This window comes from Hymenobacter siberiensis, assembly GCF_018967845.1.
Classification (GTDB): Bacteria; Bacteroidota; Bacteroidia; order Cytophagales; family Hymenobacteraceae; genus Hymenobacter; species Hymenobacter siberiensis.
Window position 1 is genome coordinate 1,491,482 of the sequence record NZ_JAHLZZ010000001.1, and the last position, 14,155, is coordinate 1,505,636.

11 protein-coding genes are annotated in these 14,155 nt (G+C 61.6%); all 11 read right to left on the minus strand.

Translation table 11 applies throughout. The features are described from left to right. Positions 1-175 precede the first annotated feature (175 nt). The gene (locus tag KQ661_RS06300; protein WP_216679862.1) at positions 176-1,483 is read right to left on the minus strand and encodes a right-handed parallel beta-helix repeat-containing protein; all 1,308 of its coding nucleotides are present in this window, start codon (positions 1,481-1,483) and stop codon (positions 176-178) included. Continuing rightward, positions 1,480-2,343, minus strand: a complete 864-nt coding sequence (locus KQ661_RS06305; RefSeq protein ID WP_216679863.1) for an alpha-1,2-fucosyltransferase — start codon at positions 2,341-2,343, stop codon at positions 1,480-1,482. Before KQ661_RS06305 ends, KQ661_RS06300 begins: the two co-directional genes overlap by 4 nt. A 107-nt stretch (positions 2,344-2,450) precedes the next feature. Continuing rightward, positions 2,451-3,290 (minus strand): glycosyltransferase family 2 protein, encoded by an 840-nt coding sequence (locus KQ661_RS06310; protein WP_216679864.1) that lies wholly within the window; start codon positions 3,288-3,290, stop codon positions 2,451-2,453. A 39-nt stretch (positions 3,291-3,329) separates the two neighbouring features. Next, positions 3,330-4,337, minus strand: coding sequence for a nucleotide-diphospho-sugar transferase (locus tag KQ661_RS06315; protein ID WP_216679865.1), 1,008 nt, complete (start codon positions 4,335-4,337; stop codon positions 3,330-3,332). Then, the gene (locus KQ661_RS06320; protein WP_216679866.1) at positions 4,303-5,634 is read right to left on the minus strand and encodes an O-antigen ligase family protein; all 1,332 of its coding nucleotides are present in this window, start codon (positions 5,632-5,634) and stop codon (positions 4,303-4,305) included. The genes KQ661_RS06315 and KQ661_RS06320 overlap by 35 nt, the downstream gene beginning before the upstream one ends. Positions 5,635-5,685: 51 nt before the next feature. Further along, entirely contained in the window at positions 5,686-6,816 is a 1,131-nt protein-coding gene (locus tag KQ661_RS06325; RefSeq protein WP_216685945.1) for a glycosyltransferase family 4 protein, read from the minus strand. Between the two features lie 95 nt (positions 6,817-6,911). Next, on the minus strand, positions 6,912-8,024 hold the full coding sequence (locus KQ661_RS06330) for a glycosyltransferase family 4 protein (RefSeq protein WP_216679868.1): 1,113 nt from the start codon (positions 8,022-8,024) through the stop codon (positions 6,912-6,914). Between the two features lie 14 nt (positions 8,025-8,038). Further along, the gene (locus KQ661_RS06335) at positions 8,039-9,742 is read right to left on the minus strand and encodes a lipopolysaccharide biosynthesis protein (protein WP_216685946.1); all 1,704 of its coding nucleotides are present in this window, start codon (positions 9,740-9,742) and stop codon (positions 8,039-8,041) included. A gap of 83 nt (positions 9,743-9,825) precedes the next feature. Continuing rightward, complete coding sequence (locus KQ661_RS06340; RefSeq protein ID WP_216685947.1) at positions 9,826-12,210, minus strand: polysaccharide biosynthesis tyrosine autokinase; 2,385 nt, start codon at positions 12,208-12,210, stop codon at positions 9,826-9,828. Positions 12,211-12,314: 104 nt separating this feature from the next. Then, complete coding sequence (locus KQ661_RS06345) at positions 12,315-13,097, minus strand: polysaccharide biosynthesis/export family protein (protein ID WP_226915743.1); 783 nt, start codon at positions 13,095-13,097, stop codon at positions 12,315-12,317. Between the two features lie 372 nt (positions 13,098-13,469). Continuing rightward, on the minus strand, positions 13,470-13,952 hold the full coding sequence (locus KQ661_RS06350) for a carboxypeptidase-like regulatory domain-containing protein (RefSeq protein WP_216679871.1): 483 nt from the start codon (positions 13,950-13,952) through the stop codon (positions 13,470-13,472). Positions 13,953-14,155 lie beyond the last annotated feature (203 nt).

Here is a 14,155-nt window from a genome sequence, read left to right on the forward strand (position 1 = left end):
GCAATCCTTGATAACGGAAGGTTTTGAAGCGGTAAACTTCTCAAAAAGCTAAGTATATGAGAAAAATAAAATATCAATTAATTGAAAAAGTGCAATAATATGTTTTGGTGAATATAAATAATATACAATATAATTTATATTTATTTTTTGCCGCTCAAAGCATTCTTTAATATAATTAATTAAACAATATATTATAATATGATAGTTCTGGTGCGACGGGCGCGAAGTGCCCGTTGGTGGGGTAATAAGTGGCACCAGATGTTATGAGCGCATTTTTGCGTGCCGGTAGGGCCGGGAGGGGACCTACCCGCAGCCGGTGCGTGCGGAGCTTCAACTGCCAGCGGGTCCACTCGGCCTGTTCCGTTTGCAGGGTGATGGGGTTGGGTAGGTGCAAGGTGTTTGAGCAGGCCCCGCAGGCTTCGGGCCGGATATCCTGGCGGTTGGGATAAGGAGTGGTGCCGCCTTCGAAATAGAACCCGATAGTATTGTTGCTGAAATCGTTGTTAAAGAATACGTCCTTGGGCTGATGGTAGGCATTCCAAAGGCCTGCCCCGGCATAGTTCGCCGCCAGCCGGGTGCCGTCGGGCAGCAAGCCGCAGGTAACGAGGCGGTTGTCGTGAAAGTGGTTGTCGTGCCCGGCGGCTATGTTCATGCCAATGCAGGCGCTGACTACCTGGTTGTGGGCTCCGTCCACGTAAGCGGTGGCCGTCAAGGCGGCGCGGCCACTGCCATCGAGCGTAATGCCCGAGCCGGTGAAATCGGAGCCGGTGGCCGGATAGGGGTATGCTCCCTGAATATAATTGTCGTGGATACGGACCGGGCTGGTGCGGGTGCCTCCGGAGTTATAAAGATTGATATTGTCCTCTACAAGCGACTGGTTGGGCTCGTTGATGACTTGGTTCCAGGCGATTTCCATGTTGGCTACGCCCGGCAATGCGTTCAGACCCAGGAAATTCGCCTTCGTGCCGCCGCCGTCACGGTAGCGGCCATCAATATTCCGGGCCGAATTGTAGCGAACGGTGAGCGTTTGGGCTGGCGTGCCGTCGCCTCCCCATTGGTAAATGCTGATGCCGATGGTATGCTCAAAGTAGTTATGTTCGACCCGCACAGAGCGCCCGGAATTGACCTCTAGGAAGTGCCCGTGGCGGGTTTGGTCAGCCGATTGCGGCAGGCCGTATCCCCGGCAGTTCACAACCGTAAGCGTAGCCCCGCCGCTGGTGGCCCGAATCAAGTCGCCGGCCCCCATCAGGGTGCAGCCGCTCAGGGTAACGGGTTCGGTGGTTTCGATACGGATGCAGGGCACGTCGGAATCGGAGCTGCGGTAAGAGCCGGTATAAGTGCCCCCAGCGCGAATAATCAACGGTTTCGAGCTGTTATCTGCGCCGGCAGAGGAAGGCTGACACCCGGCCGTGATGGCCGCCAGGCCCACCCCGGCGGCCAGCTGCCAGCGGCGGACCGCCGCTCCGGTGGCCGGGCGGCTCATAGCGCTTGCGCCATCTGCGTGCTCCACTGCACGGTTTCCTGGTCCTCAAACATCACGAATTCGTGTAGCGACGTGATGGGCTGGTCGTGCTGGTGCAGGTGGCAAAGCGGGACGCGGCCGTAGAACGAGGCCCACATGGAGTAGGTGCTGAGCGGCCCCACAATGTAGTCGCAGCCGGCCATGGCATACAGGTCCTCCACGGGATGGTTGGTGGAGCGGCCGGTGTCGAATTCGGCAAAATCGGCCGCCGGAATGGGCTCGTTCGAAAATAACAGGAACCGGACCCGGGTTTCTTGGGGGAATAAGGCCACGACTTCGTGCATGGCCCGCACGTAGGTGGCATTGCTGTAGAGAAAGGCCCCACCGTACCAGCCGGCATAGTCGCCCCGGCGAATGTGGATGCCCACCAGGACATCGGCCCGTTCGCGGTTGGTGGCCAGTACCTGCTCTACGGCTTGGCGGTGGAGCCTGATGGGCCGAAAGAACTGCCGGAGCAGGTTGCCGTGCTTGGCAAAGTTGGTTTTGTCGCGAAACTGCCAGCCGTTTATGAGCAGGGTGCGCGTGTGGCGGGCCTGCACGAGGTAGCCAGTGCTGTTGAGGTCGACATCGTCGGGGCCGGAGTCGTCGAGAATCGGGGCACCCAGGCTGCGCGGCAGCCAGGGAAGGCGTCGGAGCAAGGCCTCGCCCCACTGCCACTGCAGGGCGCTATACAACGCATTGGTCACGGCACTGCCGAGATGCAGCTGCACGGGCAGCCCCCCAAACGAGGCCACCTGCTGGCCGGCAGTGCCTTCAAAAAAGGCGTAATGTGCCCCGAACGAGGGGATGGCCAGCTGATAGTTGTGCTCAAGGGCATTCACTAAAAAATGAGAGCTTATCAGCAGCTGGTTACCGAAGCCGTTGAAATCTTTTGTAAGAATGACCATGGGTATTGTGGCTTAAAAGTGGTGGATGTGGGACGTAGCGCTTAGTGCAGAAAATAGCCGACCAGCCGACGGGCGTAGCCGTTCAGCAGGTAATAGGGGAGGTAGGGCCGGGGGCAGTTTTTGAAGGTGAAATGCGTGAAATTGACCAGATTGCCGCCGCCCCGGATGCCGAACAAGTGCTGGTAATAGCCGCGCAGGCTACGCTGGCGCCGGGTTTGTTCCTGGCCGCTTTCCTCGGGGTAGGTGCTCAAGCGGGCATCGTAGTTACAAAACACCGGGAAACCATGGCGGCGGGCCACGCTGGTGTAGTCAAAATCAGCGAGGTAGTGCGGCAGGCGCTGCTCGTCGAACAGGCCAATGGCTTCAATCACGGCCAGCGGCACGAGCAGGCCCCGGCCCGGCAGGTACGTCACCGGATGCAGGCCGTGGCGCTCGGCGGGGGCCAGCTCGGTCAGTAAGTCGCGTCGGGTATTGGTGCGCCAGTCCAGGCGTTCGCCACCGTACACGGGTTCGCCGGTGCTCACGTCCAGCTCCAGTGGCCCCAGCAGGGCGGTGGGGTGGCGCTCGGCGGCGGCCAGCATTTGGGCCATAAAATTGGGCAGCGCCAGTACGTCGTTATTCATCGTCATCACGCAGGTGGCTTTTAGGGCCAGGGCGCGGCGAATGCCGGCATTCACGCCAGCCGTCCAGAACAGCTGGCCGTTCCCGGTCACTACTTCTACTTCCGGAAACTCCTGGGCCAGCATCTGGGCGGTGCCATCGGTGGAGCCGTCGTCGACGACGACGACGCGGAAATCGGCGCGGGTTTGCTGCCGGAGCGAAAGCAAGCAGTCGCGGGTGTACTGCTTGCGGTTGAAAACGGGAATGACGACGTAGAGCATCGGGTGCAGAATAGAAGGGTACGATTTGATTATAGCAGCTCAGGGCGTGGCCGCTACGGGCTGCGATACGGGCTCGGCCGTTGCAAAGGGGAGCAACAGCCGGGCAGTGAGCCGCCGGACCATGGCCAGGGCGCGGCCCGTCAGGTGCTCGCGGAAGTACCGCTGGTCGCGCCGGGCATCGCGCAGCACCACGGGGGGGTGGTGCAAGGGAAACGGCAGCCGGTACACCACCGGGTGCACGAACTGGTCGTGGGGGTCGAACGTATGGGTCGCATCCTCGCCGAAGCCGATGTTGGTAACCAGGTTCACGGCCGGTATCACCGTGAGGCCACCGTGCGCGGCCACAGCGAAGTGCCACTGGTAGTCCCAGATATGAGCCGGCTGCGGCCCGGTGCGCACGGTTTCAAACTTGCGCAGCCAATACTGCCGCTCCATCAGGGCCGGGTACACGTTGGTCAGCGCTCTGCGGCGGCGCAGCTCAGGCAGCAGGGTCAGGTCAAAATCGAAGTACTGCCACGCGCGACGCCAGGTGGCCCAGCCCCAGCTGTGCACCCTGCCCGAAAAATGGTACGAGTCGGCCCCGGCCGCTACCGGGCGCCGGGCCTCCTGCGCCAGGTTGTTGCCGCTGATATGCATCACGCGGGTATCGTGGCGGTAGTGCCGCAGCAGCTCATCGCAAAAGTGGAAAAAATCGGGCGTCGGGAGGCAGTCGTCTTCCAGGATAATCCCTTCGGTTTCGTGCTTGAAAAACCAGGAAATGGCAGATGCCGGCCCTAGGCCGCACCCCAGGTTTTCGTCCCGAAACAAGGTGAGGACTTCGCACGGCCAGGGCTCGCTGTTGGTAACCATGGCGCGGGTGAGGGCGCAGCGCAGGGCATCGGTGGCGTGGTGGGGGCGGGGGCCGTCGGCCGCCACGTAGAGGCGCGCCGGATGCGCCCGGCGCACGGCTTCCAGCACCCGCTGCGTGAGGTGCGGCCGGTTGAAGACGATGAGCAGAACGGGCGGGGCCAGCTCAGCGGTGGGTGGTGGAAGTGGCGGCGTCGGCATGGTTCAAGGAAGGAATGGACACAAAAGCCGGCCGCACAGCACGGGCGGCCATGGGCAGGCGCACTGCCACGCGGCCAGGAGCTGCGGCGGCGGCGGCCAGAGACAGCCCGAGGATGCCGAAGAAATACAGGGGCCAGTCGTACGAAACGCTGTATACCAGCGAGCTGAGCGAGAAGATGACGAAGGTGGCCGTGGGCGGGGTCAGGGGAATAGGGCTCAGCAGGCGGCGGCCCAGCAGCAGCACGGGCACCAGCACCGTGAGCAGCAGCCCGGTAATGCCGAAGTAAAAAATGCGGTCGACGTAGAAACTGTGGAAGTGATGCCCGGTCCGGTCTTCCCACACGGGCACCTGGCTGCCGCCATCGTCGGCCAGCGTGTAGAACTGCACCGGCAGCTCAAACCCTTTCAGGCGCATGCCCGCAATGGGGTATTCTTCCAGATAGGGCTTGTAGGCTTTGAACTGCTTGAGTCGCCAGCCACCCGTGCCCTGCTGGCTGGGGCGCATGATGTCGTTGATACTGCCTTCCAGCTTCTTCACTACGTGTGGGTCGCTGAGGGCCACGAGGCCCCCGGAAACCAGTACGAGCAACGGAATGAGAAACATGGGCAGCAGGCGAGTAGAGCTCAGGCGCGCGCCCGTAACCCGGCCCAGGGCCATCACCAAGGCATTGAGGGCCAGGGCGACGCCCATTGATAGCCACACCGAACGGTGCTGCAGGAAAAGGATGAGCGCCGTGCCCAGAAAAAATATCAGCAGACGCGCCATCCCGCCGTGCGCCATGTACTGGTTGAAGTAATAGAGGGTAGGCAGCAGGAGCAGCATGGCCGAAGTGGAGCTGAACCCGCGCTCGTTATCCAAAAATGCCGATAAGCTCAGCGCGTCCCGGTGGTAGAATGCCAGGTTGGCGGCCAGGCCCAGTACCAGCAGCCCCATCAGCTGGCCAAATGGCGGCGGCCCAAACCGGCGGTGAAACCCGTAAATCGCAAACACATGCACCATGACCAAGAACTTGGCGAATACGTGCGGATACACCGCCCACGTCTGCCATCCGGCGTAAGATTCGAGGGATAGCGCCCCCAGGGCGGCCACCACCAGCAGCAGCCAGCGCTGCATAATGGTGCCCATGTACCGGTAGCAGAGCACGACAATGCCCATCGAGCAGGCCAGCATCAGCCGCCCATATAGCTGGAGCATGGGCGAACTTTCATCGAAAAACACGAACTCGGTGAAGGCCCGGTCCGTGGCGATGATGCCCAGCACCGGCAGCAAATACAGAAAGCGTAAACTGAGTTTCATGGGATGTTGCGTGGTTGGTAGTTGAATAGTGGCCGGGTTGCCCCGTACTCCTCAGGAGAACAGCTGGGTTTCAGGGGTTAAAACCAAGGCATCCTGTCGGGCTTCTTCGTACACCTGCCGGGTTTGGGCCGCCGCTCGCTCCCAAGTGAAGTCGCGCACCCGCGTCAGTGCTCTGTTGACCAGCGTATGGCGCAGCGCGCGGTCGCAGAGCACGCGGTCGAGCTGTTCGCGCAGGTCGTCGGCATCGTACGGATCAAAATACTGGGCCGCATCCTGCGCGATTTCGGGAAAGCACGAGGCATTGCTGAGTACCACGGGGCATTGCTGGCCGAAGGCTTCGAGAATAGGAAACCCGAACCCTTCATACAGCGAGGGAAACACAAAGGCCCGCGCCCGGTGGTATAGCTGGTTGAGTTGGTCATCGGTGAGGTAGCCGAGCTGGTGGGTGCGCTTGGCCACCCCAGCCTCGCGCAGCATCACCAGCTCGGCTTCGCTGAAGGGACCGCCCCCGGCGCACATCAGGTGCAGGCCGGGGTATTGTTGGTGCAGCAGGCCGAAGGCCTTTACCAAGCAACCGAAATTCTTGTAGTCCCGGCGCGTGCCCGTGAAGAGCAGATAGTCGTCGGGGGCGGCCACGGGCACTTGGGACGAGCTGTGGTGCACCACGTGGCCGTGGTGCACCACCACCACCCGCTCGGGCCGCACGGGCAGCAGGCGCAGCACGTCGGCCCGGGTGTGTTCCGATACGGTGATGATGCGCGCAGCCCGGGCAGCCAGCAGGCCCAGCTCGGGCCCCCGCGACTGGAAATACTCGCTGAACAAGGTTGAAATCATATCATGGATGGTGATAACCAACGGCTTGTCACCCATAATATCCAGAAAATAAGCTTGGTCGTTGCCCGTCGGGTGCAGCACATCGTAGTCCTGCCGTGCAATGGCCCGCCGGGCCGCCCGCCGGTTAAAGTACTGCATCACCCGCCAGCGCCCGCGCACGGGCAGGCCCGGCAAAAACTGGCGGTGCCGGGTGTGCTCCCGGTCGCGCAGGTACAGATTGTTGCTCAGCACCACTGGCAAGTCGCAGGTCAAGCCGGGCCCGGCATGATGGATAAGCTCGTAGAAGTAGCGCGATACTCCACCGTAGTCCTGAATAGAGAATGTTTCGGGTTCGTAGAGTACTTTCATCGGGCAAAGGCTAAAGCAGCGAAGCTGCCGATTGAGAAAAAAGGGCTAAGCCGGGCGCTGGCGGCAATTCGGTGAGCGCAACGGCCGCACGCTCGTTAGCAGGCCAGCATCGGCGAGTCCTCCCGCGCCTCCTCGTACACGCGGTGGGTATCGGCCACGGTGCGGGCCCAGGTGAAATCGCGCACCCGGTCCTGGCCCCGGCGCACCAGAATCTGGCGCAGGGCGTGGTCGTAGAGCACACGGTCGAGCTGCTCGCGCAGGTCGTCGGCATTGCTGGGGTCGAAGTAGAGGGCTGCGTCCTGCGCGATTTCCGGGAAGCACGAGGCGTTGCTGAGCACCACCGGGCACTGCTGGCCGAATGCTTCGAGAATAGGAAACCCAAACCCCTCATAAAGCGACGGAAATACGAAAGCCCGCGCCCGGTGGTATAGATGATGCAGCTGCCCATCGGAGAGGTAGCCGAGCTGGTGGGTGCGCTCGGCCACGCCGGCTTCGCGCAGCTGGGTCATTTCCTGCTCGGTGAAGGGGCCGCCGCCGGCGCACATCAGGTGCAGGCTGGGATATTTGGCGTGCAGCATCCCGAAGGCCTTCACCAGGCACCCGAAATTTTTATAGGTCCGGCGGCTACCGATGAACAGCAGGTAGTCGTCGGGGGTGGCCACGGCGTCCTGGTAGGGGTAGTGGCGCACGGTGTGGCCGTGGTGCACCACGGTTACGTGGTCGGGGGGCACGGGCAGCAGGCGCAGCACGTCGGCCCGGGTGTTTTCCGAAACCGTGATAATACGGGCGGCCCGGCTGGCCAGCGTGCTCAGCTCGGTACCGGAACGCTGGTAAAATTCGCTGAATAGCGCCGGAATCATGTCGTGAATGGTGATGACAAACGGCTTCTTGTTCAGCAAATCCAGAAACCAAGTCTGGTCGTTCGTGGTGGGGTGAAACACGTCGAACTTCTGCCGCTGAATGGCTTTGCACGAGGCCCTGCGGTTGGCATATTGCATCATGCGCCACAGGCCGGGCACCGGTATGCCGGGCAGCAGCCCCAGGTGGCGGGTGTGCTTGCGGTCCTTCAGGTAAATGTTGTTGCTGAGCACCACGGGTAGCTCGCAACTCACCTCCGGCCCGGCGTGGTCGATGAGCTCGTAGAAATAGCGGGAAACGCCCCCCACATCCTGGATGGAAAACGCCTCGGGTTCGTACAGGATTTTCATGGCCAGGGCGGGAGCTAGACGAGCTCAGTTTCAGCGGTGGAAAAATGGGAGGGGTGGGATTCGGCCGGCATTTCAGCATCCAGCTCGATGGCCAAGGCGGTAGTGGGCGCTGGCACTGTGGCTGGTGCCTCACCGGCCTGCCGGGCCAGGCGGGCGGCCAGGGCATGCAGCAGGCGCGGAACCAGGCGGTCGGTGGCCGTGGCGTGGGTGCCGGTGAGGCGGGCCAGCAGGGCGCGCATCACGGTGCGCAGCTGCACGGGCGGGCGCACCAGCACCAGGCTGCCCAGCACCACGGCCCCGGTCAGCATTTCGGCAATGAGTATGGCCAGGGCGGGCGCGTGCAGGGCCAGCAGCCCCAGGCGCACCACCCCAATGGCCCCGGCGGCCACGGCACCCGCCAGCACGCCCGGCCCGTAGGCGCCCAGCACCGCGAAGGGGGGCGTACCCAGCTCGCGCCGCATAATGTTGGAATACAGGGCCGTGCGCAACAGCTCGCAGCCTACCATGGCCCAGGCCACGCCCACCAGCCCAAATTTGCTGCCCCCATACAGCAGCACCGTGAGCGCCGCCAGGGATACCAGCGAGAGCAGCAGCTTGCGGCTGAGGGCCGCCGTGGCATCGCACACCACCCCGGCAAACATGGTGATGGCGCTCAGCACATACGTCACGCTGATGACCTGCAGAATGGGCACGGCGGCCATCCACTTCTCGCCCAGCATCACGCGCACTATTTCCGGGGCGGCTACCATGGCACCGGCGCACACCGGCGTAATAATCATGGCTACCAGCGTGATGCTGCTCAAATAAACCTCGCGCAGCCGCGCCCGGTTGGCTTGCATCTGGCTGAAGGACGGGAACACCACCTTGGCCACGTTGCTCGACAGTAGGTACACTGGCAGCCCAATCAGCAGCCCGCCGCGGGTGTAGATGCCCAGCGCCGCCGGCCCTAGCAGCCGCCCAATCAGCAGCGTGTCCAGCGACTGCGTCACGAATTCCACGAAGCTGATGGCCGACATGCGGCTGCCGTACGCCAGCAGCGGCTTGTAAGCGTCCCAGCTGAATAGCGGCCGCAGCGTGTGCCGCACCACGCCGTAGGACAGTACGCTCATTATCAGGCCCTGTCCTAGCGTGGCGCCCACTAGCGCCCATACTCCGAAGCCCTGCCAGGCCAGCACCATGCCCAGCCCCAGGTAGCTTATCAGAAACGAAGCCATCTCGAAAATAGCCAGCGCCCGGAAGCGCATGGCCCGGTGCAGCAGGCTCATGGCCGTGCCGTTGAGGCCGCTGAAGAGGATGCCCAGCGCCAGCGCCCGCACCACGGGCACCACCTCGGGCTGCTGCACTATATTGGCCGCCAGCGGCGCGCCCGCCACCAGCAGTCCCGCAAAAAACACCCCCAGCACCACCGACGACGTGAACGCCGCCCGTACATCACGCTCCGTCAGGTCGGGCTTCTGAATGATGGCCCGCTCCATGCCCATCTTGGCGAAGTATACCCCGAAGCGCAGTATTACGCCCGCCAGCGCCACCAGCCCGAAGGCGGCGGGGCTCAGCAGCCGGGCCATCACGGCGGTGTAGCCCACTTGCAGCACCGAGTTGACGATGGTGGCCGTCATCGTCCACTTCACACCATTGACGGTGACCACGGTCAGGTTTTGCGGTTCGTTGGTGGAGGCCATTGGGGTGGTGGTTTTGGATGGTAGGCGAGTGAGTGTCATGCCGAGCATTCTGCTTGATGCGCAGAATGCTCGGCATGACGGGCTTTGCTATGACGTTCTATTTCCGTTAGTTGCTTCCCGTCTCAATACCCGTATTCATAAGCCTTCTGCTTATACCGATACTCGTAGTTGTGGTTGAAGTGCATGTCGTTGATAATCATGTATAAATGCTTGATGCGCTGCGACTGGTGCAACTCGTTTATCTGGTGCATCAGGGTGCGCTCGGTGTAGTTGTGGCGCACCACGTAAATGTTGGCATCGAGGAAGCGCACCAGCACGAAATATTCGGCCACGAAGCCTACGGGCGGCGTGTCGAGCACCACGTAGTCGTATTCGGCGCGGAGCTGGGCCACGAGGTCGGCCATGCGTTGGCGCTCCAGCAGCTCGGTGGGGTTGGCGGGTATCTGGCCGCAGGTTATCACATCGAGGTGGGGCACGCCGCTGGGCCGGCAGGCTTCGTCCAGGGTGCTTTCCTCGCGCAGGTAGCTGGCCAGACCGTGGGCGGGCACGGGGTCGAGGTTGAAGTAGCTGGCTACGGTGGGGCGGCGCAGGTCGGTTTCCACCAGCATCACGCGGCGGCCGGCCATGGCCAGTTCGGTGGCAATGTTCACGGCACAAAAGGTTTTGCCCTCGCCCGGAATCGACGAGGTCACGCCCAGCACCTTCTTATCCATCCCCGCCGACAGGTACTGCAAATTCACCCGAATGGAGCGAAACGACTCCGCAATCGGCCCTTTGGGGTCTTGCAGCATCGTCACTTTGTCGTGTTTTGAGCCGTGCGCTACTACGCCCAGCAGCGGAATGCTCGTGACTTCGGCCAAGTCCTCGCGGCCCTGAATGCGGCGGTTGGCCTTGTCCAGCAGCAGCACCAGGCCGGCGGGCAGCAGCACGCCCGCCAGCGCGGCCATCAGCCAGGCCAGCATCGGTTTCGGCGACTCGGGGCCGGGGCTGGTTTGCTGCGCCGGGTCGATAACTTTCTTGTCGGTCGCATTCGTGGCCAGTGCAATGGCCGCCTCGTTGCGCTTATCAACCAGGAAGTTGTAGTTCTTCTCGTTGAAGTCGCTGGTGCTTTTTAACGAGGTTAGCTGGCGCTCACTTTCGGGCATCTGGCTCATCTGGCCACGCACCTGGCTCAGCTGGCTGTCCAGGTCGCGGAGGGAAATATCGTTGGCCTGGCTCATGTTGGCCAGCGTTTGAATCAGCGATTCCTTGGTGTTGCGGATGCGGCCGTCGAGCACCGTTAGCAGCGGGTTTTCGCCGCTGGCGGTGGCGCTCAGCTCGGCTCGCTTCTCGTTCAGGTTGCTCAGCTGCATAATCAGGCTGTTGAGTACGGGGTCCTCGATGCCCGCGCTGCTGGGCGAGGCCACCTGGCTGGCGTTGCGGTTGGCGCGCAGGTAGCCCAGCATGTTCTGGTAGTATTTGCGGCGGGTGGCAATCTGGGCGCGGTCGGTCTCGAGCCCGCTCATGCGCTGGATGCCCGTGCTCGACTGGGCGGCCACGTCCAGCACCCCGCGCGTGGCTCGGAAGGTGGCCAGCGCCTCGGCCGACTGCCGCCGCTGGCCCGAGAGCTTATCAATCTCCTGGTTCAGGAAAGTCAGCGTTTTGCGGCCGGTCTGGTCCTTCTCGCGCAGGTCTTCGGCAATGTACTGCGTCATAAGCGTGTCCAGAAACTGCGTTCCCTTGGCCGGAACCGTGTTTTTGGTGGTCAGCTCGATAATGAGCGACTCGTGGTCGATGGGCCGCACGGCCAAGCTGCCTTGGTACTGGCCGGCCGCGCCGTTCAGGTCGTTCAGCACGAAATAGTAGGCCGCCGGCTCCTGCCCAAACGGCATGCCCGGCTCGGGCTGCAGTACCGCCGTGAGCAGGCGCGAGCGCAGGGTATCGCCCCAGGCACCGGTCTGGTCCACGCTCACATCGGTGATATCCGAAATCCGCTCGCTGGTGGGCAGGCTGAAAAGCGTGCCTTTTTTGGCCGTGGCGTGCAGCCGGAAGCGCCCCGGTCCGGCCGGCTCCACGTAAATGGGCACGCCGGCCAGCTGCGGCGCCTGCAAATCGACCCAGACACGAAACGGCACCGCGCCCGCCGCCCGCTCGCGCACCTGCAACGGCCGCAGCTTGTTCAGCCAGGTGGCTGGCTGGGCGTAGTAGCTCACGGCGTAGGGCAACCGGGCCACGGCCTGCCGCACAAACTCAGTCGAGGTGAGCACGCCCAGCTCGTCCTCCATCTTGGGCCCTTTTTCGTGCACCTGCAGCATCTGGAGCAGCTCCTGGGCCTGTTTCGAGCCGCTGCCCTGGTCGCCGAGCAGCATGGTAGACCGGAAAGCGTACACCGGGGCCTTCACCTGCAGGTACAGGTAGGCGCAGCCGCCCGCCAGCAGCATGGCCAGCACAAACAGCGGCCAGCGGGTGCGCAGCTTAAAAAACAGCGCGTGCAAATCAATCTCGTCAGGAGCGGGCTGGGTTTCCATAGATTAGGAGTAGAAAAATGGTAGGCTGATTGAGTTAAGATTTAGAAGTTGAGAGTTAGGGGTTTAGATTCTAACCACTTGATTTTTAACTATTAATTCTTAACTCAATTAGCCTTAATGAAGCTCAGGAGCAGAATAATGGTCGAGAGGCCGCCGAATACCAACCCTAGGTTGTTGGCGTTGCCACGGCTGGTGCGGGCCTTCAGCGGCTCCACGTATAGGGCGTCGTTGGGCAGCAGATAGTAGTACTTGGACCGTAGCAGGTTGGGGTCGGTCAGGTCGAGGAGCACCACTTCCGAGCCCTTGGGCGTCTGCCGTATCAGCTTGATATTGGTGCGGTTGCCAAACTCGCCGATGTCGCCGGCCAGGCCCAGGGCCTCCAACACGGTGGCTTGCGAGTTGTATACGAAGTAGCGCCCCGGTGCCCGTACCTCGCCCAATATGGTGAGCTTGAAGCTAGTAAGCTTCACTAGGACGTTGGATTCGCGCATGAAGCGGGCCACTTCCTTCTGGATAAGCTGCTGGGTTTCTTCCACCGTGAGGCCGGCCACTTTCAGCCGTCCCGCCGTGGGCAGGTTGATGCTGCCGGTGTCATCCACGGAGTACCCGGAGGAGAAAATGTTGCCCGGGTCGCCGCTCTGAATGTTTTGCCCGCTGGTCACGCTGAACAAGTCGTTCAGGGCCGGCTGCACGCTCTGCACCCGGATGCTGAGCACGTCGCCGGGCTGCAGCCGGTACACCTGCCGCTCATTATCGACCTGCACCGCCGCCCGGGTCGAGTAGTCCTTGCCCTGCAGGTATGGCAGCTGCTGCTGCGATACGCACGAGCCCAGCCCTGCCACTACCAACCCCAGAACCCACACGCGGAAGTAAAACAATGAGTTCATAGACTGGCCGTAACGAAGCAGGTTCCTGGCGCAAAGCCGACGCTTCGTGCGTTGGTTTCGAGTGTCGGTTCCTACCCCGGGTAGTGGAGAATAATAGCTAATCTAGTTATTTATTTTGCATATATAGCACAAATTATTTATTTTTCTGTATTAATAAATTTTTAATGTATCTTTAATCTTGCTATAAATCAATAATATCAACCGACCCGATTCGGCTCCTTCTCACCTCATTCGCTCACCCGATGGCCAAAAAAAGAGTGGCACCCCGACCCTGAAGCCGTGGTACCACTCTTTTTCACCAGGTATTCCGCACCTTATCCGGGCGATGCGTGAACCCGGCCTAAGTCCAAAAACCGGCCCGCCCGAAGCTTTTTATTTCAGATTGGTGCTCCGGTTGTTGAGGCGTACTACCTGGCCAACGCGCTTACCGTTGCGCTTAATGCGGGCACCGTTGGCCTGCTCCAGCACCAGGCGCGGCAGCGTGCATTCGGTGAGGGCAATTTCCTGGGGCGTGTAGCCGGCCGCGCCCACCACCAGCGTCTGGCCCTGGTACACGGGGTCGGTGAGGTGGAACTTGCCATCCGCATCGGTTACATATACATCGTGGGTGCCTTTCACGAGCAGCGTGGCGCCCACTAGGGGCCGGCCGTTGGGCTCATAAATGGTTCCGGTGAGGGGCGCGCACGCCAGGCGCATGGGCCGGGCCGCGCTGCTGGCTGTTGGTCGCGACGACATGGCGATGTGGTCCTGGGCATTGCCGGCCGGTGCCAGCGTGCTGGCGCTTTGGGCGGCCACGGTCTGGCTGCTACCCAGGGCAAAAAAAGTTACTGCGGCGGCGAGAAAAAATGGGCGCATAGGTAAGCGGATTAAAACGAGCGTGCAGGAATGAATATGAAGTTATTAATTGATAATTAACCCGTAATAATAATAAGTATAGTTTTTTACCGGAATAGCATAATTTTAGTGCGGCTTTTCGTGCGAGCCGAGGCCGGCCAAATGGCTGTACTATTCAACTGGCCTGGTTTTTACTTAGTTTCAAAAAGGAAAATTTTACACCC